The organism is Chitinimonas viridis (assembly GCF_030409555.1).
Classification (GTDB): Bacteria; Pseudomonadota; Gammaproteobacteria; order Burkholderiales; family Chitinimonadaceae; genus Chitinimonas; species Chitinimonas viridis.
This window is the reverse complement of sequence record NZ_JAUFPU010000010.1, coordinates 1-24,408: the sequence shown is the minus strand read 5'-3', so window position 1 is coordinate 24,408 and position 24,408 is coordinate 1. Positions and strand designations below refer to the sequence as shown.

The following is a 24,408-nucleotide window of genomic DNA, read 5'->3' as shown; positions in this document are numbered from 1 at the left end:
GGCGGGTTTGCCTTTTTTTGCCGTGCTAAACTGATGGCATAAATCCGCTCATGCAAAGACACTCATGAACCTGCTCCCCTTCTTCAAGATGATGGCCGAGAAAAAGGCCAGCGACCTGTTCGTTACTGCAGGCAGCCCGGTGCAGGTCAAGATCCAGGGCGTGCTCTACCCGGTTAACAAGCAGGTACTGGAGTCCGCACATGTGCAGACCCTGGCCTACGAGCTGATGACCGAGGACCAAAGGGCCACGTTCGAATCGGAATGGGAAATGAACTTCGGCCACCCCATCGAGGGCATAGGCAACTTCCGTATCAACATCTTCCGCCAGCGCGGCAATGTCGGCATCGTGGTCCGTTATATCAAGGCGATCTCCCCCACCATCGATGACCTGCGCCTGCCCGACGCACTGAAGCAGTTGATCATGGAGAAGCGGGGCCTGATCTTCGTGGTCGGCTCCACCGGCTCGGGCAAGACGTCCACCATTACCGCCATGCTGGAGCACCGCAACACCACCTCGCCGGGCCATATACTCACCATCGAAGACCCGATCGAGTACATCTACCCCCATCGCAAGAGCATCGTCAGCCAGCGTGAAGTGGGCATAGACACCCACAGCTTCTCCGATGCGCTCAAGAACGCCATGCGGGAAGCGCCCGACGTCATGATGATAGGCGAGATACGCGACAAGATGACCATGCAGCATGCCCTGACCTATGCCCAGGCAGGCCACCTGATCATCAGCACGCTGCACGCCAACAACAGCTACCACTCGATGAACCGCATCATCAACTTCTTCCCGCATGAAGCTCGCGAGAGCCTGTTGATGGACTTGAGCGTCGCGCTCAAGGCTGTCATCTCGCAGCGTCTGGTCAAGAACAAGCAGGGCCAGCTGACCCCGGCAGTGGAAGTCATGGTCAACTCCAGCCGTATTGCCGAGCTGATCAAGAACGGCGAGATCGACCAGATGAAGGAAGCCATGGAGCAAAGCCTCTACCAGGGCTCCCAGACGTTTGAGCAGGCCCTGTACAAGCTCTATCGCGAAGGCGAGATCACCTACGACGAAGCCATGACCAATGCCGACTCGGCCACCAACCTGGCCTGGCTGATCAACAACGCCCAGTCGCAGGAAGAAAAAGACGCCGAGCGCAGCCAGAAGCGCGCGCAGTCCGATGCAGCCCGCGCCGCACCGGCCGAGCCCGAAATCAGCTTCGATATCGACCTGCACTGAGCCACCAGGCCTGTCCCGGCCGGACCCATCTCAGCCGGGCAAGCTGCCCGGCCTCAACCGCCATCCCGATACATGATGAAACTGCACGGCATACCCAACTGCGACACCGTCAAGAAAGCCCGTAGCTGGCTCAATGAACACGGCCAGGCACATGACTTCCACGATTTCAAGAAGCAAGGAGTGGATGCCGCCCAACTGGTGGGCTGGATCGCCAAGCTAGGCTGGGAGCCGCTGGTCAATAAGCAGGGCACTACTTGGCGCAAGCTGGACCCGGCCCGCCAGGCCCAGGTGGTGGATGCCGCCAGCGCCATCGCCCTTATGCTGGAACAGCCCTCGGTCATCAAGCGGCCGGTGCTTGAGCATGGCGATCAACTGACTGTCGGCTTCAAACCCGACCAATACGCCCGGCTGTTCGCAACTTAGGCCCACACCCTCCATGACCGACCCTACCCTGCTACTGACCCAGCAACTGGTGGGCCTGGACTCCATCACCCCCACCGATGCCGGCTGCCAGGACCTACTGATAGCGCGGTTGGCCGCCCTGGGCTTCGCCATAGAGCGCATGCGCCATGGCGAAGTAGACAATTTCTGGGCACGGCGCGGCACGGCAGCACCGCTGCTGTGCTTTGCCGGCCACACCGACGTGGTACCCACAGGCCCGCGCGATCAATGGCATAGCCAGCCCTTTGCGCCGGAAATCCGGGACGGCCAGCTTTACGGCCGAGGCGCCGCCGACATGAAAGCCTCGCTGGCGGCCTTCATCACGGCGGTGGAGGATTTTCTCGGCCAGCATCCGGAGCCCGCCGGCTCCATCAGCTTCCTGATTACCTCAGACGAAGAAGGTCCGGCGCTGGATGGCACGGTCAGGGTGGTAGAGGCCTTGGCGGCAAGGGGAGAGACCCTGGACTACTGCATCGTTGGCGAACCCACCTCGGCCCAGGTCTTCGGCGACACCATCAAGAATGGCCGGCGCGGCTCGCTCTCGGGCAAGCTCACCATCCACGGGGTGCAAGGCCACATTGCCTACCCCCACCTGGCCCGCAACCCGGTACACGAAGCCGCCCCTGCGCTGGCCGAGCTGGCTGCCACCGTGTGGGATGAAGGCAACACCTACTTTCCCCCCACCACCTGGCAGATATCCAATATCCACGCCGGCACCGGCGCCACCAATGTCATCCCGGGCGAACTGGTAGTGCAGTTCAACTTCCGCTACAGCACCGCCAGCACGGCCGAGAGCCTGCGCGACAAGGTAGACGCCATACTGGATAGCCACGGCCTGGATTACGCCATAGCCTGGACCTTGAGCGGCCGCCCCTTCCTGACCGAGCCTGGCGCCTTGTCGCAGGCACTGCAGACCGCCATACAGGCCGAGACCGGCCAACTGGCCGAGCTGTCCACCAGCGGCGGCACCTCCGACGGCCGCTTTATCGCCGCCATCTGCCCCCAGGTAGTGGAGTTCGGCCCGCTCAATGCCACCATACACAAGCTCAACGAATGCGTGGCCGTAGCCGATCTACCCAGGCTGTCGGCCATCTATCGCCGCACCCTGGAGCACCTGCTGACTTAGCATCCCATTAAAGCCTTTTCGCCTCACGCCGGCCTGAAGGCGAAAGATCTTTGAACAGGCGCTTGGCCACATACGGCCCACCCCTAACCGACGCCAGGATACCCACCATGACACAACCTATCGCCCTCGTCACCGGAGCCAGCAGCGGCTTTGGCCTGGCCACCGCCCAGCGCCTGCTGGCACGCGGCTACCGCGTGATCGCCGCCGCCCGCCGACAAGACAAGCTGGCCGCGCTGGCCGACCAACATCCCGGTCAGGTATTGGCACTGCCGCTGGATGTCAGCGATCGCCAGGCCATACGCGCTGCGCTCACCGCGCTACCCGGCGACTGGGCCGCCATCGACCTGCTGGTCAACAACGCCGGCCTGGCCCTGGGCCTGGCACCGGCCCAAGGCGCCAGCCTGGACGACTGGCAGACCATGATAGACACCAACTGCCTGGGCCTGGCGGCCGTCACCCACGCCGTCCTGCCTGGCATGGTGGCCCGCAACCGCGGCCTGATCATCAACATCGGCTCCATTGCCGGCGACTACGCCTACCCTGGCGGCAATGTCTATGGCGCCACCAAGGCCTTCGTGCACCAGTTCAGTCTCAACCTCAAGGCCGACCTGCTCGGTACCGGCGTCAGGGTCAGCAGCATAGAACCCGGCCTGGCCGGCGGCAGCGAATTCTCCAATGTGCGATTCAAGGGCGATGATGCCAAGGCCGCCAGTGTCTACCAAGGCACCCAGCCGCTACTGCCGGACGATATCGCCGCCACGGTGGAGTGGCTGGCCAGCCTGCCCCCCCACGTCAACATCAACGTCATCGAGATGATGCCCACCTGCCAGGCCCCCGGCCCCCTGGCCATACACCGTCAAGCCTGACCCAGCACCAATAAAAACGCCCCGCAATGCGGGGCGTCGCTTTACCTGCAGCCAGCTCAGGCCGGCTCGGCAGCCACTTCCTTGATATCCAGCCTTACCACATCCGCCTCATCGACATCGATGGTCACCTCGCCACCACCGGCCAGCCGGCCAAACAGCAACTCGTCTGCCAGCGCCTTGCGTATGGTGTCCTGAATCAGGCGCGACATCGGTCTGGCACCCATCAGGGGGTCGAAACCCTTGCGTGCCAGATAGGCCTTGAGCGCCTCGCTGAAGTGGGCTTCCACCTTCTTCTCGTGCAACTGGCTCTCCAGCTGCATGAGGAACTTGTCCACCACCTGCAGGATGATCTCCTGCGTCAGCGGGGCAAAGCTGATGGTGGCATCCAGCCGATTGCGGAACTCCGGCGTAAACAGCCGCTTGATCTCGGCCAGCTCGTCACCCACCGCCTTGCTGTTGGTGAAGCCTATGCTGGCCTTGTTCAGGGATTCGGCCCCCGCATTGGTGGTCATGACGATGATCACATTGCGGAAATCCGCCTTGCGGCCGTTGTTGTCGGTCAGCGTACCGTGGTCCATCACCTGCAGCAGCACGTTAAAGATGTCAGGATGGGCTTTCTCGATCTCATCCAGCAGCAACACAGCATAAGGATGCTTGGTGATGGCCTCGGTCAGTAGCCCGCCCTGATCGAACCCCACATAGCCGGGAGGCGCGCCTATCAGCCGGCTGACCGCATGGCGCTCCATGTATTCGGACATATCAAAGCGGATCAGCTCGATACCCAGGGTATAGGCCAGTTGCCGCGCCACCTCGGTCTTGCCTACCCCGGTCGGGCCGGAGAACAGGAAGGAGCCGATGGGCTTTTGCGGATTACCCAGGCCTGCACGGGCCATCTTGATCGAAGCCGCCAGCGCATCAATGGCCTTCTCCTGTCCAAACACCACGTTCTTCAGGTCACGATCCAGGGTCTTGAGCGCGTTGCGGTCGTCGCTGGACACATTCTTGGGCGGAATGCGGGCGATCTTGGCCACGATCTCCTCGACCTCACCCTTGCCTATGGTCTTCTTCTGGCGCGACTTGGGCAGTATCTTCTGTGCCGCGCCAGCCTCGTCTATCACATCGATGGCCTTGTCGGGCAGATGGCGGTCGTTGATGTACTTGGCCGACAGCTCAGCCGCCGTGGCCAGCGCCGCCGCCGTGTACTTGACGCCATGATGCTCCTCGAAGCGACTCTTGAGCCCCTTCAGTATCTCCACCGTCTGCTCGATGGTGGGCTCGCTCACGTCTATCTTCTGGAAGCGACGGCTGAGCGCATTGTCCTTCTCGAATATGCCGCGAAACTCGGTATAGGTGGTGGCGCCTATGCACTTGAGCGCACCATTGCTCAGCGCCGGCTTGAGCAGGTTGGAGGCATCCAGCGTACCACCAGAAGCCGCGCCCGCCCCCACCACGGTATGGATCTCGTCTATGAACAGGATGCCATTGCGATCCTCGCCCAACTGCTTGATCACCGCCTTGAGGCGCTGCTCGAAATCACCACGGTACTTGGTGCCCGCCAGCAAAGCGCCCATGTCCAGGGCGTAGACCGTGGCATCCACCAGGATGTCAGGCACTTCGCCGTCGACGATGCGCTTGGCCAGGCCCTCGGCAATGGCCGTCTTGCCCACGCCAGCCTCGCCCACCAGCAGGGGGTTGTTCTTGCGCCGGCGGCACAGCACCTGTATCACCCGTTCGATCTCGGCGTCGCGCCCAATCAAGGGGTCAATACGGCCCTGGCTGGCGGCCTGGTTAAGGTTCAGGGTAAAGCTCTCCAGCGCCCCATGGTTCTGGGTTTCCGCTTCGCTCTCGTGCTCCGCCTCACCGCCCTTGGGCGCCGCCTGGCCGCCCGATTGCGGTGCCACCTTGCTGATGCCGTGAGAGATGAAATTGACCACATCCAACCGGGTGATTCCCTGCTGATGCAGGAAGTACACGGCATGCGAATCCTTTTCGCCGAAGATGGCGACCAGCACGTTGGCGCCCGTTACTTCCTTCTTGCCGGACGACTGCACATGCAGGATGGCACGCTGTATCACGCGCTGGAAACCGATGGTGGGTTGGGTTTCCACCTCGCCGGTACCGGCCACCATGGGCGTGTGCTCCGCCACGAAGTCGGTCAGTTCGCGGCGCAACTGGTCGATCTTGGCGCCGCAGGCGCGCAGCACTTCCGCCGCGCTCTGGTTGTCGAGCATGGCCAACAGGAGGTGTTCCACCGTGATGTATTCGTGGCGTTTCTGACGCGCCTCCACAAAAGCCGTATGCAGGCTTACTTCGAGTTCCTGGGCAATCATCAGTTTTCCTCCATGACGCACTGTAGCGGGTGCTGATGCCGCCGTGAAAAATCCATTACCTGCGCGACCTTGGTCGCCGCCACATCCTTGGGATACAACCCGCAAACACCTTTGCCCTCCGTATGTACTTGGAGCATCACACGGTTGGCCCGTTCATGATCCATGGCAAAAAACTGCTGCAGTACCACCACCACGAACTCCATGGGTGTGAAGTCGTCATTGAGCAGCAGCACCTTGTACATCGACGGTGGTTTGACTCGGGTGGGTGACTTGGCGAGTTCAACGCCGTCGTTGTGCTTTATGGCCATGATCAAGTTGTGTGAGAAGAGCAGTTGCTACTGTTACCTAATTTTGGCCCGTGCCGCCAGCATTTCAAGTGGTGTATTTGTGATGTATTTCCCCTACAACCCGCCAAGTGGCACGCATAGGGTGCTTGACGGCCATATTCGGCGGGGGGTACAAGGCAAACGTTTGGATTCAAGTTGGAAGCTAGTACCGGCTGTCGGCTGTACGCGATTGCGTAGTACATAGAAGTGCCAGTCTTGCGAGCCTTGAACCATAACAACACCCAAGCGGCTCGCCGCTTTTATCTTCGCACCCGCAATTGAGGAATTAGCACAATGGCAACTGGTACCGTCAAATGGTTTAACGACGCCAAGGGTTTTGGTTTTATCACCCCCGATGATGGTGGTGAAGACCTGTTCGCCCACTTCTCGGCGATCAACATGAATGGCTTCAAGACCCTGAAGGAAGGCCAAAAGGTCTCTTTCGAAGTGACCCAAGGCCCCAAGGGCAAGCAAGCGTCGAACATTCAGAACGCCTAAGCGTTCCGAAGTTTCATGCAAGCGTCAGAAAACCCCGCCTCGGCGGGGTTTTTTGTTGCCACAATCTTCCGGGCAATCACTAGCAGATGTGCTAGCCCTGCATTTGTAACAAAATTACCTGTCTGCACATCGACCAGATCGCCGAATTCCGCCCGATTTGACCGCCCCTGCCGGGCAACACCATGGCCGCCACGCAAACCGGTCGCTGCCCGATGCGCCGCCCCGGCCAGCACCCACCGGCAACGGCGCCTTAAGGGCGCCTGGCGCCACGCCAGACGCGCCTGGCAAGCGAAGTAGCCAGAGCCGCCTTCAGTGCCTGCAAGGCCGCCTGCAGCGGCAAACACACAAGCCCGCCCCGGCTGAAAAACAAAACCCCGCCGAGGCGGGGTTCTGCTTTGCCGACGAACGGCAGGCGCGCGCGCAATTACATGCGGGCAATCATGGCATCGCCAAAGGCCGAACAGCTGACTTCGGTAGCGCCATCCATCAGGCGGGCAAAGTCATAAGTGACCTGCTTGTCGCCGATGGCCTTTTCCATGGAGCTGATGATGAGGTCGGCCGCTTCGGTCCAGCCCATATGGCGCAGCATCATTTCAGCCGAGAGTATCAGCGAACCGGGGTTCACCTTGTCCTGGCCGGCATACTTGGGGGCTGTGCCGTGGGTGGCTTCGAACATGGCCACATCGTCGCTCAGGTTGGCGCCTGGAGCGATACCGATACCGCCGACCTGGGCCGCCAGGGCGTCGGAGATGTAATCGCCGTTCAGGTTCAGGGTAGCCACCACATCGTATTCAGCCGGACGCAGCAGAATCTGCTGCAGGAAGGCATCGGCGATTACATCCTTGATCACAATGCCGCCAGGCAGCTTGAGCCACGGGCCGCCGTCGATCTCGACGCCGCCGAACTCGTTCTTGGCCAGGGCATAGGCCCAATCACGGAAGCCACCTTCGGTGAACTTCATGATGTTGCCCTTGTGCACAATGGTCACGCTCTTGCGGCCGTTGTCGATGGCGTACTGGATGGCCTTACGCACCAGGCGCTCGGTACCTTCCTTCGAAACCGGCTTGATGCCGATACCGGAGGTGGCCGGGAAGCGGATCTTCTTCACGCCCATCTCGTTCTGCAGGAAGCCGATCACCTTCTTGGCGCCTTCGGATTCCGACGCCCATTCGATACCGGCGTAGATGTCTTCGGTGTTCTCGCGGAAGATCACCATGTCGGTCAGGTCGGGACGCTTCAGCGGCGACGGTACGCCAGTGAAGTAGCGAACCGGGCGCAGACAGGTGTAGAGGTCCAGCTCCTGGCGCAGTGCCACGTTCAGCGAGCGGATGCCGCCACCCACCGGGGTGGTCATCGGGCCCTTGATGGAGACCACGTAGTCCTTCAGTGCGGCCATGGTCTCTTCCGGCAGCCAAACGTCGGAGCCATAGACCTTGGTCGACTTCTCACCGGCGTAGATTTCCATCCAGTGTATCTGCTTCTTGCCGCCATAGGCCTTGGCCACGGCAGCATCCACCACCTTCTTCATCACCGGGGTGATGTCGATACCGATGCCGTCACCTTCGATGAAAGGGATGATGGGTTGATCGGGAATGGCCTGGCCGGGGACGATCTTCTGGCCACCAGCGGGAACCTTGATGTGCGATTGAGTGCTCATGCCTGCTCCGAAAGAGTTTGCTTGGGGGGTATGGATGGCTGCTTGTGACAGCCCTTGCTTGATTCGAGTTCTTGGTACAGCGTGCAGCGGGTCATCTCACGTTGTAAACCTTGCTATTATCGGGCAAAACCCTGCTTTTCTGCCAGTTCGGCCGTATATATGCCTGATGTCATCCTGTTCAACAAACCCTACGGCGTGATCACCCAGTTCTCCGACCACGCCCTGCACCCCACCCTGTCGAACCATATCGACGCGCCGGGCTTCTATCCCGCCGGCCGGCTGGATACCGACTCGGAGGGGCTGCTGCTGCTGACCAATGACGGCAAGCTGCAGGCCCATATTGCCGACCCGCGCCACAAACTGCCCAAGACCTACTGGGTACAGGTGGAGGGCAACCCCAGCGATGAGGCCCTGGCGGCCCTGCGTCGCGGCGTGGATCTGGGCGACTTCACCACGCTGCCTGCCCTGGCAGAGCGGCTGGCCCCACCTGATATCTGGCCACGCACACCGCCTATACGGGTGCGGAAATTCATCCCCGACAGCTGGATCGCCCTGACCATACGCGAAGGCAAGAACCGCCAGGTCAGGCGCATGACGGCCAAGGTGGGCCTGCCTACCTTGCGGCTGATACGCATGCAGGTAGGCGACTGGACGCTGGAGGGCATCGCCCCCGGCGCATGGCGCCAGCTCAGTGTGGACCTGCCACCCACCGCCGCTCCCCGCAACCCACGCAAGCCCATGAGGCCCTGATGCTGATACCCGCCGGCCAACACCCCAAGGCGATTGCCATCGCCCAGGCACTGATCGATGGCTTTGACCGCCATTACAGCATCTTCCGGCAGGTGAGCCGGGCGGCCAAGGCCCGCTTCGAAGCAGGCGACTGGCATGCCGTGCAGTCGGCCTCCAAGGAGCGGATACGCTTTTACGATGAACGGGTGGACGAGTGCGTGGCAAGGCTGCACGAGGAATTCCACGCCGACTGGCTGGATGACGATATCTGGCAACAGGCCAAGCTGCTGTTCATCGGCATGCTGGTCAACCACAAGCAGCCCGAGCTGGCGGAAACCTTCTTCAACTCGGTCTGCTGCAAGATCCTGCACCGCAACTATTTTCACAACGATTTCATCTTTGTGCGGCCGGCCATCTCGACCGAATACATCGAGTCCGATCCGCCCACCTACCGTAGCTACTACCCCCGGGCCGGCGGCTTTCGCCGCAGCCTGCGCCGCATCGTCGAGGACTTCAGTTGGGACCGCAACTTCGCCGACCTCGATCGTGATATCGACTATGTCATCCAGACAGCGCTGCAGCACGTGGGCGGCAAATGGCCCGAGATCGAGGCGAACTTCCAGATACAGGTGCTATCCAGCGCCTTTTACCGCAACAAGGCCGCCTACATCATCGGTAAGGCAGTCAACGGCGGGGTGGAATACCCGTTCGCCGTACCCGTATTGCACGACCAGTACGGCCGCCTCTGCCTCGACACCCTGCTGCTGGAACCGCGCCGCATCGCCGTGCTGTTCTCGCTGAACCGGGCCTACTTCATGGTGGACATGGCCTCGCCCTCTGGCTATGTCGGTTTTCTGCGCTCCATGCTGCCATTCAAGCCCAAGGCCGAGCTCTATACCATGCTGGGGCTGGCCAAGCAGGGCAAGACCGTGTTCTACCGCGACCTGATGCACCATCTGCGCCATTCCCGCGATGATTTCATCATCGCCCCTGGCATACGTGGCCTGGTGATGCTGGTATTCACCCTGCCCTCCTTCCCCTACGTGTTCAAGCTGATCAAGGACGAGATCGCCCCCACCAAGGATGTCACCCAGGAGATAGTCCGCGCCAAATACCAGCTGGTGAAACAGCATGACCGGGTAGGACGCATGGCCGATACCCTGGAATTCAGCAACGTGGCACTGCCCAAGGCCCGGTTTACCGAGGAGCTGCTGACCGAGCTGCGCACGCTGGCACCCAGCCTGCTGGAGGAAGATGAGCACGAAGTGGTCATCCGCCACCTCTATATCGAGCGCCGCATGGAACCGCTCAACCTCTTCCTCAACCGTGCCACCACCGAGCAGCTTGAAATGGCCGTGGCCGACTACGGCAATGCAATCCGGGAGCTGGCCACGGCCAATATCTTCCCCGGTGACATGCTGTTCAAAAACTTCGGCATCACCCGCTATGGCCGCGTCGTGTTCTACGACTACGACGAAATCGAGTACATGACGGACTGTAACTTCCGCGAGATACCCGAGGCCCCTTCGCCCGAGATGGAAATGGCCAGCGAGCCGTGGTATCCGGTCGCCCGCAATGATGTCTTCCCTGAAGAGTTCGCCCGCTTCCTGTTGGGGCCCAGCGAGATACGACGGGTGTTCCTGCAGCACCATCGCGATCTGCTCAATCCCAGGTTCTGGCGTAGCCGGCAGGACCGCATCCGCGCAGGCCACGTGGAAGACTTCTACCCTTACCCGCACGAATTGCGTTTCTGCCACCTGTTCGGCCAAGCCGCCGACTCGGCGGCATAGCCCCTCAGCCATGCAAAAAGCGCCGCCGGAAGGTTTCCGGCGGCGCTTTTTCACATGCTCACAACAACTAGCGGCTTAGCTAAGCCAGATGGCGCCCACTGCGGCAGTCAACAGGCCTGCCAACACAGCAGCCAGCAGTGCCCGCATGCCTATCTCCGCCATGGTCTGCTGCTTGCCTGGCGCCATGGCGCCGATCCCGGCCACGCAGATACCTACCGAGGAGAAGTTGGAGAACGACGACAGCGCAAAGGTCGAAATCAGGATGGAGTGCGCCGACAAGAGGCCCTGCTCCTTCATGCGGCCCAGATCCAGGTAGGCAATGAACTCGTTGACCACCACCTTCTGGCCCAGCAGCGAACCCACCAGCAAAGTCTCATTCCAGGGCACACCCAGCAGCCACGCCACTGGCCGGCACAACTGGCCAAACAGATACTGCAGGGTCAGGCCCGAGAATGCACCACCGGTGCTGTCACGTATCCAGCTGTTGACGCCCAGCATCTCGCCCAGCCAGTTCTGGCTGAGATGGTTGATCAGTGCGATCAGGGACACGCACACCATCAGCACGGCCGCCACAATGGCCGCCAGCTTCAGGCCTTCCACCGTACCTGCCACCAGGGCATTGATAAAGTGGCCCTGGTGCCCATGGTCGTAATCCATGCGGTTGGACGACATATGCTCGGGATCGTCCTCCGGCATCATGATCTTGGCAAAAATCACGGCGGCTGGGGCATTCATCAGCGAGGCCAGCAGCAGCCAGGTGGCAAACTTGGCCTGCTCGACCGGATTGGGACCACCAAGAAAGCTCACATAGGCGGCCAGCACTGAACCCGCCAGGGTCGCCATACCGCCCACCATCAGGCAGAACAGCTCGGAGCGGGTCATGCGGCTGATATAGGGTTTGACCAGCAAGGGTGCCTCGGACTGGCCCATGAAGATATTGGCTGCTACCGACAGGCTCTCCGGCCCCGACAGCTTCATCGTGCGCTTCATCAGCCACGCCAGCCCAAACACCACGCGCTGCAGGATACCAAAGTGGTACAGCAACGCCGACAGGCCCGAGAAGAACATCAAGATGGGCAGAACGTTAAAGGCAAAAATGAAAGCCAGCTTGCCGCCAGGGTTGGCCAGATCGCCAAAGATGAATCGCGCACCATCGCCCGAGAAATTGAGCATGTGCACAAAACCGGCGCTGAAGCTCTCCAGCATATGGCGGGCCACCACCACCTTGCTGAACAACAGGCAGAAGCCTGAATGCAGCACCAGACCTATACCGATGATGCGCCAGTTGATGGCGCGGCGATTGGCAGAAAATGCGTAGGCGATCGCCAGCAGGCTGATGATGCCGATCAAGGATTGCAGGGCCACCGACATGGCGCGCTCCGGGGAACTTTATAAAGCGCGCGATTCTATATCAGCGCCATGCTGCGGCACCGATTAATTTTGACCACTGTCTGATTATGGCCCCTTCATGGGCGAGCAAGCAGCCGACTGACGCTACCAAACTGAAATCAAAGGAGAAACCCGGTAGCAGCTTGGCGTGCCCCCTTAGTGAGCCGCAGCAAATCCGGCCCGCCAGAGTGACAAGAAGGCGCCTTGGGCCGCACCAACCCCAATCGGCATGCGGCCTAAAGCGGCTAGCGTTGCTGCGGCAGCACGGTGGCCGGCACTTTCGCAGCGACCTGGCCCTGTGCGTAATACAGGCCGGTAAAGATGATGGCGAGACCCGCCACATGGTAGAAGGCCAGTTGCTCGCCCAGCAGCACCCCGGCACCCACCGCGCCAAAAGCGGGAATCAGGTGCAGGAAACCGGCGGCACGCGTCGGCCCCAACACATTTACCGCTCGCATATAGGCCAGCAGGGCAATGACCGAGGGGAAGATGCCCAGGTAGAGCACGCTGGCCAGATTGGCGCCCGATGCCGCTGGCAGGCCCACATTGCTCAACTCCCAGACCAGGAAGGGCAGCAGCATGACCAAGCCCAGGGCGATGGTGACCGCCAGCACGGCGAATCTATCCATGCTCTCGCGCACGCCTCGCAGCAGCACGGTATAGACCGACCAGCAGGCCAGCCCCGCCACCACCAGCGCATCACCGCTATTGAAATCCAGCGCCAGCAAACGGCCCAGTTGGCCGTGGCAAATGATGAGCAACACACCGAACAGCGAGCCGGTCATGCCCAGCCACTCTCGACCAGCCAGCGGCTTGCGCCATACCGCCCAGCTCAGCAGCATCACCATCAACGGTATGAGCGCGTTGAACAGCACAGCATTAGTGGCATTGGTATGGTGCAGGCCGATATAGATCAGGGTATTGGAGGTGGCAATGCCGTAGGCAGCCAACCAGAACAGGCGCTTCCAGACGCGGCGCAGCTGCGGCAGCTGCTCACGGATGCGGGGCCAGGCAATGGGCAGCAGCACCAGCAGGGCGACCAGCCAGCGGCCAAAGGCCAGGGTAATCGGGGCGATATCGGCGTGCATGGCACGCGCCAGGATGAAATTGCCGGCCCAGCACAGGGTGGCAAAAACCAGCAGGACATACGGCAGGGCAACCGCAGAGGGGAGCAGACGACGCAACATGGAGCGACCTCGGGTAGAGGGTGGTGTAGCCCGGTGCTTGTGGCACCAGGGTGATGACATCAACCCCTGCCGGCCGTGCCGTAGGGATGGATGCTGCGCACCGACCGGGTAAGGCCAATACGCAAGGTCGCGGATTTTAAAGAAAAAACAGAAAAACACCAGCAGAAATTGTGCACTGCAACAGTGCAGTCGCACCACCAAGGTGCATCACTATAGCCAGCGTCGCCGCCAGAAGAACAAGCCCATCCCCAGGCCCAGGGTCGCCATCAGTGCCAGCACCGTGGCATAGCCATAGTGCCACTTCAGTTCCGGCATGTACTCGAAGTTCATGCCATAAACGCCAGCAATAAAGGTCAGCGGCATAAAGATGGTGGCGATCACCGTCAGCATCCGCATTTCCCGGTTCAGCCGATTGCCCTGATTGGACATATAGAAATCGGTCAGGCTGCCTATCATGTCGCGCAGCATTTCCTGCGCCTCGATCAGATGTACGGCATGGTCATAGACATCGCGCAGATAAATCTGCGTCTCGCTCAGGAAGAAATCTGCATCGTCACGCTGCAGGGCATTCAATACCTCGCGCATGGGCCACAGGGCTCGCCGCAGATACAACATCTCGCGGCGCAAGGCGTGGATATGGGTCAGCACCTCGGGCTTGGGGCTCTCCAGTACCACGTCCTCCAGCGTCTCCACCCGCTCCCCCAGTGCTTCCAGCACCCCGAAATAGCGGTCGACCAGCTTGTCCAGCAAGGCATAGACCAGGTAATCGGCTCCCAGCCTGCGCACCTGCCCTGCGCCTTTGCGCAACTGGTCACGCACTTCGCCAAAGGTGCCGCTGGGATGCTCCTGGAAGGTCAGCACCCAGCCACGTCCCAGTACGATGGAAATCTGCTCGGTCAGTACGCAGCCACTTGCGTCATCGAAGCGGGCCAGCTTGGCCACGATATAGAGGTAGTGCTCGAAGGTCTCGACCTTGCTGCGCTGGCCGGTATTGAGTATGTCCTCCAGCGTCAGTGGGTGCAGCTTGAAGCGCCGTGCCACCTCCTGCAGCAAGGCATGGTTGCCCAGGCCATGGATATTCAGCCACAAGGTCCCGTGACTAGGCTGGAAGCCCTGCCCCTGCGCCAGCGAGGTAAAGCAGGTTTCCCGGAGGTCATGCTCGCCCGGGCCATACTCAATCAAGGTGGCCAGCGTCTCGGCCTGCGCATCGACATGATTGCCAGCCGGCTTGGCCGCATGGTGGGCCAGCAGGCGCCGCTTCTTGGCCATCTCAGCTCCAGTGCAGGAAATTACTGGATAGCTGCAGCACCTGGCCAATCTCGCGCCACTCCTCTGCCTCTTGCAGCAGCGCAGTGTGGGTAAGGGGATTATTCGCCAGCCAGTCGTCTTCTGCCGTCAGGCTGAAACCATTGCCCAGTGCCACCAGTTGCACAGGCGGCAAAGGGCGGTCGGTACGGCTGCGGCAGCACAGCACAGCCAACCGCAGCGACAACACCCTGGCCCAACGGTCACGCGCATGGCCACTGCCCAGCTTCTTCAGCCCACCCTTATGGCCTAGCACCAGCAACGCCAATCGGGCTTGCTCATGGCTGGAGAAACCCGGCATGTCGGCATGCTGCAGGATATAGGCCGAGTGCTTGTGATAACTGGAATGCGAAACCGACAGGCCGATTTCGTGCAGGCGCGATGCCCACTGCAAGAGATTGAGATCCTGCTCTGCATCCAGGCCCATGCTGGCGGCCAGCTGCCGGTAGAAATGCTCGGCCAGGGCGGCCACCCGGTTCTGCTGGGCCATGTCGACATGGTATCGGCGCTTGAACTGGGCTACCGTCACTTCGCGCAGATCACGCTGATGCTGGCGGCCTATCAGGTCGTACAGCACGCCATCACGCAACGCCCCCAGGGTGATGCCCATCTTGTCCACCCCCAGCTCGGCAAACACCGCCGCCATGATGGCAAACCCGCCAGGCAGTACCGGTCGCCGGTCCGCCCGCAGGCCATCCAGATTCACACTGTCTATGTGTCCGGCCTTGAGCATGATCTCGCGCAGCTTCTCCATGCCCGCAGCCGTAATGCCGCTCTCGGTCAGCCGGTTCATCTCCATGATATCGCTGAGCGAGCGGGCAGTGCCGGAGGTACCGATCGCCAGCTGCCAGTGCTCATGGTTGAAATCCTGGACGATGGCCTGCAACTCGCTGCGGGCAGCCAGCTCAGCATCGCGCAGTGCCTGCTTGGTCAAGCGCCCATCGGGGAAGAATTTGAGGCTGTAGCTGACGCAGCCCATCAGCAGGCTCTCAGTCTTGAGCGGCTTGTACTGCTGGCCGACGATAAACTCGGTAGAGCCGCCACCGATATCCACCACCAGCCGTCGCTCCTTGCTGGCAGGCAGGGAGTGGGCCGCGCCGATATAGATCAGGCGTGCCTCTTCGCGGCCGGCTATGACCTCGATGGGAAAGCCCAGTGCCGCCTCGGCGCGTGGCAGGAAGTCACTGGCGTTCTTGGCCACCCGGAGGGTGTTGGTTGCCACCACGCGCACATGCTCGGGCGCCATGCCACGCAGGCGCTCGCCAAACCGCGCCAATGCCGCCAATGCACGCTGCTGGCCCTTGTCGTTCAGGCGCCCCTGGCCATCCAGGGCAGCGGCAAAGCGTACCGTGTCCTTCAAGGCATCCAGCGGATAGATATGATCCTCCACCACGCGCGCCACCTGCAGGCGGAAGCTGTTGGAGCCAAGATCGACGGCGGCTATGGTGTGCGAGGGACTCATCGGTCTTCTTCTAGCGAGGCGGGGATGGGCGGATTGTCGGAAGCGGCCAGACAAAAAACAAGCCCCCCGTGCAAACGAGGGGCCTGATATGCGCAAATAGACTTAAGAAGCCTGCTTCTCTATCTCTTCCAGCGGGCTGTGGCGCACGTCGATGCCCTTGACCAGGTAGACCACATACTCGGCAATATTCTTGGCATGGTCGCCCACGCGCTCGATGGCCTTGGCAATCTCGATGATCTCCAGCGCCAGGGTGATGGTGCGCGGGTCTTCCATCATGTAGGTAATCAGCTGCCGCTGTATGGCCTTGAATTCCTCGTCCAGCTTGATGTCCTCGCGCGCCACCTGGCCGGCAACGCTGGGGTCCAGCCGGGCAAAGCCATCCAGTGCGGTACGCAGCATGGTCAGGGCGATATTGGACTGATAGGTCAGGTCGGACAGGCGCGGCACATTGATGCGCCCACCTTCATAGATCAGGCGGGCACGGCGGGCGATCTTGCAGGCCTTGTCGCCTATGCGCTCCAGATCGTTCACCACCTTGTTGACAGTCAATACCATGCGCAAATCGCTGGCTGCAGGCTGGCGACGGGCGATGATATGCATGCAGTCATCGTCTATCTCCATGTGCATGGTGTTGACCTGGTTCTCGGTTTCGATGACCTTGTCTATCATCTCGGCGTCACCGGTCTCCAGCGCCCTCATGGCGTCGCGAAACTGCTCCTCCACCAGGCCGGCCATGGCCAGTATCTTGCCGCGTGCGGTTTCCAGCTCTACATCGAACTGCTTGGAAATATGTTCGGACATGGTGTGCTTCCCTCTTCGGACTGGGGTCTATCCCTCACGGCGCTAGCTTGGCACGAGCCATGCCCAGCGCCAAACGAATTTTCCGTGACATTTTTCTTACAAGTAGCGCAGCAACCGGCCTGGCGTGACCAGGCCTGCGCGCCAACTTACTGGTAGGTCTGCACGCCAGTGGCGGTACCTAGCAACAGCACATCAGCACGCCGCCGTGCAAACAGCCCGTTGGTCACCACACCCACGATCTGGTTGATCTCGCCTTCCAGCTTGCCCGGCTCGGCAATGGCCAGGCCATGCACGTCCAGTATCACATTGCCGTTATCGGTAATCACCCCCTCGCGGTAGACCGGGCGCCCACCCAGTTGTACCAGCTCGCGCGCCACATGGCTGCGTGCCATGGGTATCACCTCCACCGGTAAGGGGAACTTGCCCAGGACATCCACTAGCTTGGTTTCATCGGCGATGCAGACAAACTTCTCGGCCACGGCAGCCACGATTTTTTCCCGGGTCAAGGCGGCGCCACCGCCTTTGACGGCATGCAGGTGGCGATTGATCTCATCGGCACCGTCCACATAAATGGGCAGCCTATCAACGGCATTGAGGTCATACACCGCAATGCCATGCGATTTCAAGCGCGCGGCCGAAGCCTCCGAGCTGGCCACGGCACCGTCGATGCGGCCCTTGATCTCGGCCAGCGCATCAATGAAATGATTGGCTGTCGAACCCGTTCCCACACCCACCACGCAGTTATCAGGGACAAAGGCGATGGCAGCGCGGGCGGCTGCGCGTTTCATTTCATCAAGGGTCATGGTGCTACTCCAGAAGAGACGGCGAAAACCGGATTATACGGTGCCTGCGCGCTGAATCTGCAGCACGAATGCCTGTATGCCGCTCAACAGCATCTCGATGGCGATCGCCGTCAGTATCAGGCCCATCAGCCGCTCGAAGGCCATGGTGACCTGCTCACCCAGGAAGTCGGCAATACGCTCGGCAAAACCGAGCACCACGGCCGAAACCAGCATGGCCACGGTCAGCGCGCCTATCCACTCCAATTGGCGATGCGGCTCGCGGGCGACCAGCAGCAACACGGTGGCAATGGCGGAAGGGCCGGCAATGAAAGGGATGGCCAGGGGCACCAGAAAGGGTTCACCCTTCACCTGGTGGGCAAATGCCCCCTCCGGATGCGGGAATATCATCTTGAGCGAAATCAGGAACAGGATCACCCCACCCGCTATACCCAGCGAAGTTTCGCTCAGATGCATGACCGCCAGCACCTGCCGGCCAAAGAACAAGAAGAACAGCAGGATGCCGAAAGCCAGGCAGACTTCCCGGATGATGATGCGCCGCCGCCGCGCCGGATCCACCTGCCGGAGCAAGCCGATGAACAAAGGGATATTGCCCAGCGGATCAGTGACCAGGATCAGCAGGATGGTGGCGGAGATAAAGGTAGAGGTTTCCATGGCTTACAGCATAGTGGGAAAAACAAAGCCCCCACAGCAAAAAGCAATGGGGGCCGGGTTCGTACGGGCCGTAACACTTACAGTGCGGCGACGATCTTGATCTCTACCTTGTACTCAGGCGTGGCCAGGCGTGATTCTACCGTGGCGCGGGCCGGGGTATGGCCTTGCGGCACCCAGGCAGACCAGGCTTCGTTCATGGCATCGTAATCCGCTATATCGGCAAGCCAGATCTGGGCAGTCAGTATCTTGGTCTTGTCGCTTCCAACCTCGCCCAGCAGCCTGTCTATCATGCCCAGTATCTCCTCAGTCTGGGCCTTGGCGCCGTCCGCCAAGGTCGCCTCGGCCACTTGGCCGGCCAGGTAGACGGTATTGTTGTGGACGACGATTTCAGACAGGCGGGGGCCAACGTGATAGCGCTGTATGGACATGTTTTTCCTCGGGCTTGAAAGGGATCCCCAGAAGACTCGACTTCCCATCGAGACGAAAACGGGAATGCCCTGAATGCAAAAGGGGCGGCTGATCAGCCGCCCCGGGCAAGATATGGACCGTATTATGCCAGCGCCACGCCGCGCAGTCGCAGCGAGAAATCGCGCAAGGCTTCAATCCCGCTGGCCTCAGCACGTGCGCACCAGTCCTGCAGCTGCTTCAGCAACTGCTCTTTGGACGACGAGGAACGCTCCCACAAAGCCGTCAGCTCCTGCCGCATGTTGTAGACGGTGTCCAACACCTTGGATTCTGCCAGCAAGGCATCCAGCTTGGCCTGGTCCGCCAGTGGCGTGTCCTTGCGATCCTGCTTGAGCCAGCGCTTCATCGCCCGCTTGGGGTTGAACTGGAACTGCGAGATATGCGGTGCGTGTTCGCGCAACTGCTCCAGCTCTCCGGCTACCGTCGCCTTCAACTGGCGAGCATAGGCCGAGGCAATCTCGTAGCGGTTGGCAATGATGGCCTGCAGGGTATCGAAGTCCGCCTGGGGCTTGGGCGCCACCTCGCGCACTGACGGCGCCACCCGACGTACTTTGGCCAGGCCCAGCAACTCCAGTATACGGATATACATCCAGCCTATATCGAACTCCCAAGCCTTGTTCGACAGCTTGGCCGAGGTACCAAAGGTATGGTGATTGTTATGCAGCTCCTCACCACCGATCAGGATGCCCCAGGGGACGATATTGCGGGAGGCATCTTCATTCTCGAAATTGCGGTAGCCCCAGTAGTGACCAATACCGTTGATGATGCCGGCAGCCGTCACCGGTATCCAAAGCATCTGCACAGCCCACATCCAGATACCGTTGGCACCGAACAGCAGCAGATCCAACACCGCCATGGTGACCACACCCCAGACACTGCGCTTGGCGTAGAGATTGCGCTCCAGCCAGTCATCCGGCGTGCCATGGCCGAACTTCTCCATGGTTTCGCGGTTCTTCGACTCAGCACGGTAGAGCTCGGCACCCTCAAAGAACACCTTCTTGATGCCCAGCACCTGGGGGCTGTGCGGGTCTTCCTCAGTCTCGCAACGGGCGTGGTGCTTGCGGTGGATGGCAGCCCACTCCTTGGTCACCATGCCAGTGGTCAGCCACAGCCAGAAGCGGAAGAAATGGCTGGGAATAGCGTGCAGATCCAGTGCGCGGTGCGCCTGGTGGCGATGCAAGAAGATGGTTACCGATGCGATGGTGATATGGGTAAGTACCAGGGTAACAACAATGTAACCCCACCAAGGCAGATCGATCAGGCCATTAAGCCAAGAGAGCATGGGTGTTCCTTGTAAAGGAATATAAGCAGACGACGGGATTCTACGGCAAATCAATCACCTAGCGCGTGCTCGAAGTTTGATCCAGGGCAAAGTTCTTATCCTGCGCCGCAGCAATCAGATGCAGATCGCGACGCGGATAGGGAATTTCTATGCCGTGCTCGCGGAAAGCCCGCCAGATCTTCATGTTCAGATCAGAACGCAGGGCTAACGTTCCCTTGTCCGAATCCCCTATCCAGAAAGCCAGCTCCAGGTCTATGCCGCTCTCACCAAACCCCCTGACAAAGAAGGCAGGTTCAGGCTCGGCCAATATCCGCTCCTCGCCCTGGGTTTGCGCCACCAGCAGCGCGCCCACTGCCTCAAGATCGCTGTCATAGGCCACCTGTATGGGCAGGACCACCCGCTGCTTGCTGTCCGAATGCGACAGATTGAGCACGGTCGACGTGATCAGGGCCTCGTTCGGGATGATGGCCTCGGAGCCATCGCCCAGCTTGAGCACCACATAGCGCGAGGTAATACCCGATATGCTGCCCTGGCGGCCTTCGATATTCACCAGATCGCCTATGCGCACCGACCCATCCAGCAGGATGATGAAACCCGACACATAGTTGCTGGCAATCTTCTGCAGGCCAAAGCCCAGGCCGACGCCCAGCGCACCGCCAAATACCGACAGCACCGTCAGGTCTATGCCGACGATAGGCAGGGCTATCATCACCCCCACCACCACCAGGACGGTACGCATCACCTTGGTGGCCACCACCCGGAAGCTCAAATCCAGCGAGGTGGCCGACATCACCCGCCGCTCAGCCAGACGACCGAGCCAGACCGCCACCAGCATGGTGACCGCCACCGACAGCCCGCCATTCACCACCATCAGCAGCGAGATCCGCTGCTTGCCCATGGCAAAGGCCACGCTGTCGAGTAGCCTCTGTATCTCGGGCAGCACACCGGTAATATGCAGGGCAAACACCAGCCAGATCAGCCAGGCCAGCAGGCGCACCGCCTTCTTCACCCACTCCGACTGGATAAACGACTCCTGCAGCAGGTAGGCCACCGTACGCACGATGACTAGTACCGACAGCAGGCTGGAACCCAGGCGCAACAGGGTCACGCTCTGGCCGCTGGGCCAGAACACGATCACCAGTTCCACAAACAGCCAGAACAGCACGGGATACATCACCCGTGCCATACCCTCGGAACTGACGCGCCAGCGCGCCAACCCCGCCTGCCGCAAGCGCGGCTGCAGCACACGGCTGGCCACCCAGGCCAGCAGGGCACACCCCAGCAGGGCCAGCGCCTGACTCAGAAGATGGGTTTCACCCAGGCCCAGCCGCTGAAACTCCTCAATGAACTCGTATAGCGGTGTACGTTGCAACTCCTTCACCATGAGTTCAGCCCTCTGCGGCGCGTATCTTGCGCAGGGTCTGGGTAGTGGAGGTATCAAACAGGAATGGGATGGAATGCACCTGCCCGCCGCGCGCCAGCACTTCAGTGCTGCCCACTATCTTGTCGGGCTGCCAGTCGCCCCCCTTCACCAGGATATCGGGCTGTACTGCCAGTATCTCGGCAATGGGTGTATCGGCGTCAAACCAGGTCACCAGGTCGACCGAAGCCAGTGCAGCCAGTACGGCAGCACGGTGCTCGGTCGGGTTGATGGGCCTGTCATCCCCCTTGCCCAGGCGCCGTACCGAAGCATCGGTATTCACCGCCACCACCATGGCCGCACCCAGCGCACGCGCCTGGGCCAGATAGGTCACGTGGCCCCTGTGCAGGATATCGAAGCAGCCATTGGTGAACACCAAGGGCCGGGGCAGGCGGGCGATCCGCTCTGCGAGTTGTTCAGGAGGACAAAGTTTGTTCGTGAAATCAGGGTTGCTATAGGCAGTCATCGTGGTCTTGTCATGCCGCAGTCAGCCCCCCTTGGACGGAGTCTCTGGCCAGGAGCTGTCGCTGCACTTCTTTGCGGTAAAGGTTTAGTTGACCAACAGTATCAAAAGTTCGGTCAAACAGGCTGGATAGATTGCGCAAGATACCGCCAACCACGCGCGCTTCCCAGTCCTTATCGAACACAATCTGCTGGTCCAGCCAGCGCTCCAGCCAGGAAGGATCGGGCAAACGGCTCTGTATGGTGTCATTGGGAAAGAGCGCCTGGTTCACATGCAGATTGGTCGGGTGCAGGGGCTTGCCCGATTTGCCGCTGGACGCCATCAGCACGCCTATCTTGGCAAAGGCGTAGCGGGCATCATCCCCCATGCGCTCTATCGCCCGCTTCATATACTTGAGATAGGCCCCACCATGGCGGGCCTCATCCTGCGACAAGGTCTTGTAGATATGCTTGATCACCGGCTCGGTATGCCAGTCTGACGCACGCCGATACCACTGGGTCAGCCGCACCTCGCCACAGAAGTGCAGCATCAGGGTCTCCAGCGCCGGTGCCGGATCGAACTCGAAGCGAACGGCATGCAGTTCCTGCTCGGTCGGCAGCAGATCAGGCCGGAACCGGCGCAGATACTCCATCAACACCAGGGAGTGCTTCTGTTCCTCGTAGAACCAGACCGACATAAAGGCAGAGAAGTCGCTGTCATCACGATTGTCACGCAAAAACATCTCTGTCGCCGGCAGCGCCGACCACTCAGTGATGGCATTGAGCTTTACCGTCTGGGCCTGTTCGTCGCTCAGCAAGCTGGCGTCGAAACTATTCCAGGGTATATCGCTCTGCATATTCCAGCGGGCTTTTTCCAGCGAGGCAAACAACTCGGGATACAGCATGGCGATTCTCCTAGGCGCGATCTGACTAGCATAGCGCAGGGTAGAGGACAGATTGATGACATAAATTGTACCGGACAATTGCTGTACATTGCTCATCTATCTACACCGGAGCATCACCAGGCAAGTCCACCCAAAGGCGCTATCTACTCTTCTGGCCAGGTGGGCAGTAGAACGTTCCTGGCCCCAGGCAGGTAGCAGATTTTTCCTTGCCGCCTCAGGCGCTAAGCAGCACGCCGACTAGGGCAGGCCAGGTAGCATGCGACACACCCATACTAGGCAAGCAGACGCCATGCCCTAGGGGGAATGGTATCTGTCATACCCAAAGGCTTGAGGCACTATGCTGCCTAGCACCGCTCTCCTGCGCCAACTAGACTCGGCACTGACCAACCTGCCCATGCGCTTTCATCGTATCCACCCCATTGCTGCATTTACTTGCACGGTAATTGCCGCAATGGTTATTCCTATGGCGGCTTATTACTGGCCTAGCTCAAGCACTCCTGACCTTCCGGCGTTGTTATATCGACTACTGCTGGGATCAACGGTCATCTGTTCCGGCTTGCTCTATAGCTTGATCGTCAATGATCCATCGCCGTCCAAACAAGTCAGGCTGCTACGTACGCTGGCAGCCGCTCTGCTAGCACCCTTTCTTGCTGGCTACCTTAGCTTATTCATAGGCTTTACGCTTCTTGGCTGGCAGCTCTAGCCAGCCAAGGCACTCTGGGTCACCTGACTAGGAGGCACGCTCCCGCAAAGCGGGCAGGATTTCGTCTCGCAATAGCTCCAGCAGACTTTCAACACTGGGGATCAGGTCGATTAGCTCCCGGTGCAAATCAGCCTGCTCCTCCAGAACGCAGCCCGAACAGAAAGGACGCTGTCCAGCAGGTCGCCCGGGTACATCTGACCACCCGCAGCCGGATTTTCCGCCAAGTGCTCGAATGCCAGAGGCAACACATACGGCAAGCCTATCTCCTGCCCTATCAAGAACCGCAAGTCATCAATAGACAGCGATTCGAGCGCCAGCTTACGGAGTCGTTGCCCTCGCTGCACCACATTCGACGGATAGGGGTTGTATTCCCATACCGCACTCTCCAGTTGCTCTATGGATTTGCTGAGATCCATCGTGATTGCTCCGCAATAGCGATATTCTGAACCTGTGCATTTTCCGCTGCCTACGCAGCTGCCAATCGCCAGTCCCAAACCCGCAAAGCAAAAGCCCCAGACTCTGCTGAGTCTGGGGCTTTCAAGGGGAGCCTGGCGGTGACCTACTTTCACACGGGTAGTCCGCACTATCATCGGCGCTGCCTCG

Annotated in this window: 23 protein-coding genes; 7 read left to right on the top strand and 16 right to left on the bottom strand. The window is 60.4% G+C overall.

The genetic code is table 11. The annotated features are described in order from the left end of the window. Positions 1 to 64 precede the first annotated feature (64 nt). The 4 genes from QWZ03_RS12365 to QWZ03_RS12350 all read left to right on the top strand — a co-directional run bounded on the left by QWZ03_RS12365 (position 65) and on the right by QWZ03_RS12350 (position 3,661). A complete protein-coding gene (locus QWZ03_RS12365; RefSeq protein WP_290332999.1) occupies positions 65 to 1,228 on the top strand; it encodes a PilT/PilU family type 4a pilus ATPase in 1,164 nt (387 codons plus the stop codon). 72 nt (positions 1,229 to 1,300) lie between these two features. After that, on the top strand, positions 1,301 to 1,651 hold the full coding sequence (locus QWZ03_RS12360; RefSeq protein ID WP_290332998.1) for an ArsC family reductase: 351 nt from the start codon (positions 1,301 to 1,303) through the stop codon (positions 1,649 to 1,651). A gap of 13 nt (positions 1,652 to 1,664) precedes the next feature. Beyond that, a complete protein-coding gene (dapE, locus tag QWZ03_RS12355) occupies positions 1,665 to 2,795 on the top strand; it encodes a succinyl-diaminopimelate desuccinylase (protein WP_290332997.1) in 1,131 nt (376 codons plus the stop codon). Between the two features lie 107 nt (positions 2,796 to 2,902). After that, positions 2,903 to 3,661, top strand: a complete 759-nt coding sequence (locus QWZ03_RS12350; RefSeq protein ID WP_284198177.1) for an SDR family NAD(P)-dependent oxidoreductase — start codon at positions 2,903 to 2,905, stop codon at positions 3,659 to 3,661. Positions 3,662 to 3,717: 56 nt separating this feature from the next. Here QWZ03_RS12350 and clpA read toward each other — a convergent pair whose 3' ends face one another. Beyond that, positions 3,718 to 5,991: an ATP-dependent Clp protease ATP-binding subunit ClpA gene (clpA, locus tag QWZ03_RS12345; RefSeq protein WP_284198176.1), complete on the bottom strand. Its 2,274-nt coding sequence runs from the start codon at positions 5,989 to 5,991 to the stop codon at positions 3,718 to 3,720. After that, positions 5,991 to 6,299 carry an ATP-dependent Clp protease adapter ClpS gene (gene clpS / locus QWZ03_RS12340; protein ID WP_284198175.1) on the bottom strand — a complete coding sequence of 103 codons (309 nt, stop codon included), beginning with the start codon at positions 6,297 to 6,299 and terminating at the stop codon, positions 5,991 to 5,993. The genes clpA and clpS overlap by 1 nt, the downstream gene beginning before the upstream one ends. 312 nt (positions 6,300 to 6,611) lie before the next feature. Here clpS and QWZ03_RS12335 point away from each other — a divergent pair, with 312 nt between their 5' ends. Further along, on the top strand, positions 6,612 to 6,815 hold the full coding sequence (locus tag QWZ03_RS12335; protein ID WP_284198174.1) for a cold-shock protein: 204 nt from the start codon (positions 6,612 to 6,614) through the stop codon (positions 6,813 to 6,815). 424 nt (positions 6,816 to 7,239) lie between these two features. On the opposite strand, the gene icd is transcribed toward QWZ03_RS12335, so the two are convergent. Next, positions 7,240 to 8,472, bottom strand: coding sequence for an NADP-dependent isocitrate dehydrogenase (gene icd / locus QWZ03_RS12330; protein ID WP_290332996.1), 1,233 nt, complete (start codon positions 8,470 to 8,472; stop codon positions 7,240 to 7,242). A gap of 159 nt (positions 8,473 to 8,631) precedes the next feature. On the opposite strand from icd, the gene QWZ03_RS12325 reads away from it, so the two are divergent. Further along, positions 8,632 to 9,222 carry a pseudouridine synthase gene (locus QWZ03_RS12325; protein WP_290332995.1) on the top strand — a complete coding sequence of 197 codons (591 nt, stop codon included), beginning with the start codon at positions 8,632 to 8,634 and terminating at the stop codon, positions 9,220 to 9,222. Further along, complete coding sequence (gene aceK / locus QWZ03_RS12320; protein WP_284198171.1) at positions 9,222 to 10,991, top strand: bifunctional isocitrate dehydrogenase kinase/phosphatase; 1,770 nt, start codon at positions 9,222 to 9,224, stop codon at positions 10,989 to 10,991. Before QWZ03_RS12325 ends, aceK begins: the two co-directional genes overlap by 1 nt. A 75-nt stretch (positions 10,992 to 11,066) precedes the next feature. Here aceK and QWZ03_RS12315 read toward each other — a convergent pair whose 3' ends face one another. The 13 genes from QWZ03_RS12315 to QWZ03_RS12255 form a co-directional block, all read right to left on the bottom strand. Continuing rightward, entirely contained in the window at positions 11,067 to 12,362 is a 1,296-nt protein-coding gene (locus QWZ03_RS12315; RefSeq protein WP_290332994.1) for a NupC/NupG family nucleoside CNT transporter, read from the bottom strand. A gap of 263 nt (positions 12,363 to 12,625) precedes the next feature. Beyond that, on the bottom strand, positions 12,626 to 13,567 hold the full coding sequence (locus QWZ03_RS12310; RefSeq protein ID WP_290332993.1) for a DMT family transporter: 942 nt from the start codon (positions 13,565 to 13,567) through the stop codon (positions 12,626 to 12,628). 210 nt (positions 13,568 to 13,777) lie between these two features. After that, positions 13,778 to 14,836 carry a magnesium/cobalt transporter CorA gene (gene corA, locus QWZ03_RS12305; protein WP_290332992.1) on the bottom strand — a complete coding sequence of 353 codons (1,059 nt, stop codon included), beginning with the start codon at positions 14,834 to 14,836 and terminating at the stop codon, positions 13,778 to 13,780. A gap of 1 nt (position 14,837) precedes the next feature. Further along, positions 14,838 to 16,334 carry an exopolyphosphatase gene (gene ppx, locus QWZ03_RS12300; protein ID WP_290332991.1) on the bottom strand — a complete coding sequence of 499 codons (1,497 nt, stop codon included), beginning with the start codon at positions 16,332 to 16,334 and terminating at the stop codon, positions 14,838 to 14,840. A 102-nt stretch (positions 16,335 to 16,436) separates the two neighbouring features. Beyond that, on the bottom strand, positions 16,437 to 17,135 hold the full coding sequence (gene phoU, locus QWZ03_RS12295; protein WP_284198166.1) for a phosphate signaling complex protein PhoU: 699 nt from the start codon (positions 17,133 to 17,135) through the stop codon (positions 16,437 to 16,439). 146 nt (positions 17,136 to 17,281) lie between these two features. Further along, positions 17,282 to 17,938: a ribose-5-phosphate isomerase RpiA gene (gene rpiA / locus QWZ03_RS12290; RefSeq protein WP_290332990.1), complete on the bottom strand. Its 657-nt coding sequence runs from the start codon at positions 17,936 to 17,938 to the stop codon at positions 17,282 to 17,284. A 33-nt stretch (positions 17,939 to 17,971) separates the two neighbouring features. Then, on the bottom strand, positions 17,972 to 18,589 hold the full coding sequence (locus QWZ03_RS12285) for a MarC family protein (protein ID WP_290332989.1): 618 nt from the start codon (positions 18,587 to 18,589) through the stop codon (positions 17,972 to 17,974). Between the two features lie 77 nt (positions 18,590 to 18,666). Beyond that, positions 18,667 to 19,017, bottom strand: a complete 351-nt coding sequence (locus QWZ03_RS12280; protein ID WP_284198163.1) for a RidA family protein — start codon at positions 19,015 to 19,017, stop codon at positions 18,667 to 18,669. 122 nt (positions 19,018 to 19,139) lie between these two features. Continuing rightward, positions 19,140 to 20,336, bottom strand: coding sequence for a DesA family fatty acid desaturase (locus QWZ03_RS12275; protein ID WP_284198162.1), 1,197 nt, complete (start codon positions 20,334 to 20,336; stop codon positions 19,140 to 19,142). A 58-nt stretch (positions 20,337 to 20,394) separates the two neighbouring features. Beyond that, complete coding sequence (locus QWZ03_RS12270) at positions 20,395 to 21,720, bottom strand: mechanosensitive ion channel family protein (RefSeq protein ID WP_290332988.1); 1,326 nt, start codon at positions 21,718 to 21,720, stop codon at positions 20,395 to 20,397. A gap of 4 nt (positions 21,721 to 21,724) precedes the next feature. Continuing rightward, on the bottom strand, positions 21,725 to 22,222 hold the full coding sequence (gene rfaE2, locus QWZ03_RS12265; protein WP_284198160.1) for a D-glycero-beta-D-manno-heptose 1-phosphate adenylyltransferase: 498 nt from the start codon (positions 22,220 to 22,222) through the stop codon (positions 21,725 to 21,727). Positions 22,223 to 22,232: 10 nt separating this feature from the next. Then, on the bottom strand, positions 22,233 to 23,102 hold the full coding sequence (locus QWZ03_RS12260) for a ferritin family protein (protein ID WP_284198159.1): 870 nt from the start codon (positions 23,100 to 23,102) through the stop codon (positions 22,233 to 22,235). Between the two features lie 813 nt (positions 23,103 to 23,915). Beyond that, a partial coding sequence (locus QWZ03_RS12255) for a contact-dependent growth inhibition system immunity protein (protein WP_290332987.1) occupies positions 23,916 to 24,408 on the bottom strand: 493 nt, incomplete at its 5' end.

Coding starts and splice junctions, on each gene's coding strand:
- QWZ03_RS12365 (WP_290332999.1), top strand. CDS start 65: ATGAACCTGCTCCCCTTCTTCAAGATGATGGCCGAGAAAAAGGCCAGC.
- QWZ03_RS12360 (WP_290332998.1), top strand. CDS start 1,301: ATGATGAAACTGCACGGCATACCCAACTGCGACACCGTCAAGAAAGCC.
- dapE (WP_290332997.1), top strand. CDS start 1,665: ATGACCGACCCTACCCTGCTACTGACCCAGCAACTGGTGGGCCTGGAC.
- QWZ03_RS12350 (WP_284198177.1), top strand. CDS start 2,903: ATGACACAACCTATCGCCCTCGTCACCGGAGCCAGCAGCGGCTTTGGC.
- clpA (WP_284198176.1), bottom strand. CDS start 5,991: ATGATTGCCCAGGAACTCGAAGTAAGCCTGCATACGGCTTTTGTGGAG.
- clpS (WP_284198175.1), bottom strand. CDS start 6,299: ATGGCCATAAAGCACAACGACGGCGTTGAACTCGCCAAGTCACCCACC.
- QWZ03_RS12335 (WP_284198174.1), top strand. CDS start 6,612: ATGGCAACTGGTACCGTCAAATGGTTTAACGACGCCAAGGGTTTTGGT.
- icd (WP_290332996.1), bottom strand. CDS start 8,472: ATGAGCACTCAATCGCACATCAAGGTTCCCGCTGGTGGCCAGAAGATC.
- QWZ03_RS12325 (WP_290332995.1), top strand. CDS start 8,632: ATGCCTGATGTCATCCTGTTCAACAAACCCTACGGCGTGATCACCCAG.
- aceK (WP_284198171.1), top strand. CDS start 9,222: ATGCTGATACCCGCCGGCCAACACCCCAAGGCGATTGCCATCGCCCAG.
- QWZ03_RS12315 (WP_290332994.1), bottom strand. CDS start 12,362: ATGTCGGTGGCCCTGCAATCCTTGATCGGCATCATCAGCCTGCTGGCG.
- QWZ03_RS12310 (WP_290332993.1), bottom strand. CDS start 13,567: ATGTTGCGTCGTCTGCTCCCCTCTGCGGTTGCCCTGCCGTATGTCCTG.
- corA (WP_290332992.1), bottom strand. CDS start 14,836: ATGGCCAAGAAGCGGCGCCTGCTGGCCCACCATGCGGCCAAGCCGGCT.
- ppx (WP_290332991.1), bottom strand. CDS start 16,334: ATGAGTCCCTCGCACACCATAGCCGCCGTCGATCTTGGCTCCAACAGC.
- phoU (WP_284198166.1), bottom strand. CDS start 17,135: ATGTCCGAACATATTTCCAAGCAGTTCGATGTAGAGCTGGAAACCGCA.
- rpiA (WP_290332990.1), bottom strand. CDS start 17,938: ATGACCCTTGATGAAATGAAACGCGCAGCCGCCCGCGCTGCCATCGCC.
- QWZ03_RS12285 (WP_290332989.1), bottom strand. CDS start 18,589: ATGGAAACCTCTACCTTTATCTCCGCCACCATCCTGCTGATCCTGGTC.
- QWZ03_RS12280 (WP_284198163.1), bottom strand. CDS start 19,017: ATGTCCATACAGCGCTATCACGTTGGCCCCCGCCTGTCTGAAATCGTC.
- QWZ03_RS12275 (WP_284198162.1), bottom strand. CDS start 20,336: ATGCTCTCTTGGCTTAATGGCCTGATCGATCTGCCTTGGTGGGGTTAC.
- QWZ03_RS12270 (WP_290332988.1), bottom strand. CDS start 21,720: ATGGTGAAGGAGTTGCAACGTACACCGCTATACGAGTTCATTGAGGAG.
- rfaE2 (WP_284198160.1), bottom strand. CDS start 22,222: ATGACTGCCTATAGCAACCCTGATTTCACGAACAAACTTTGTCCTCCT.
- QWZ03_RS12260 (WP_284198159.1), bottom strand. CDS start 23,102: ATGCTGTATCCCGAGTTGTTTGCCTCGCTGGAAAAAGCCCGCTGGAAT.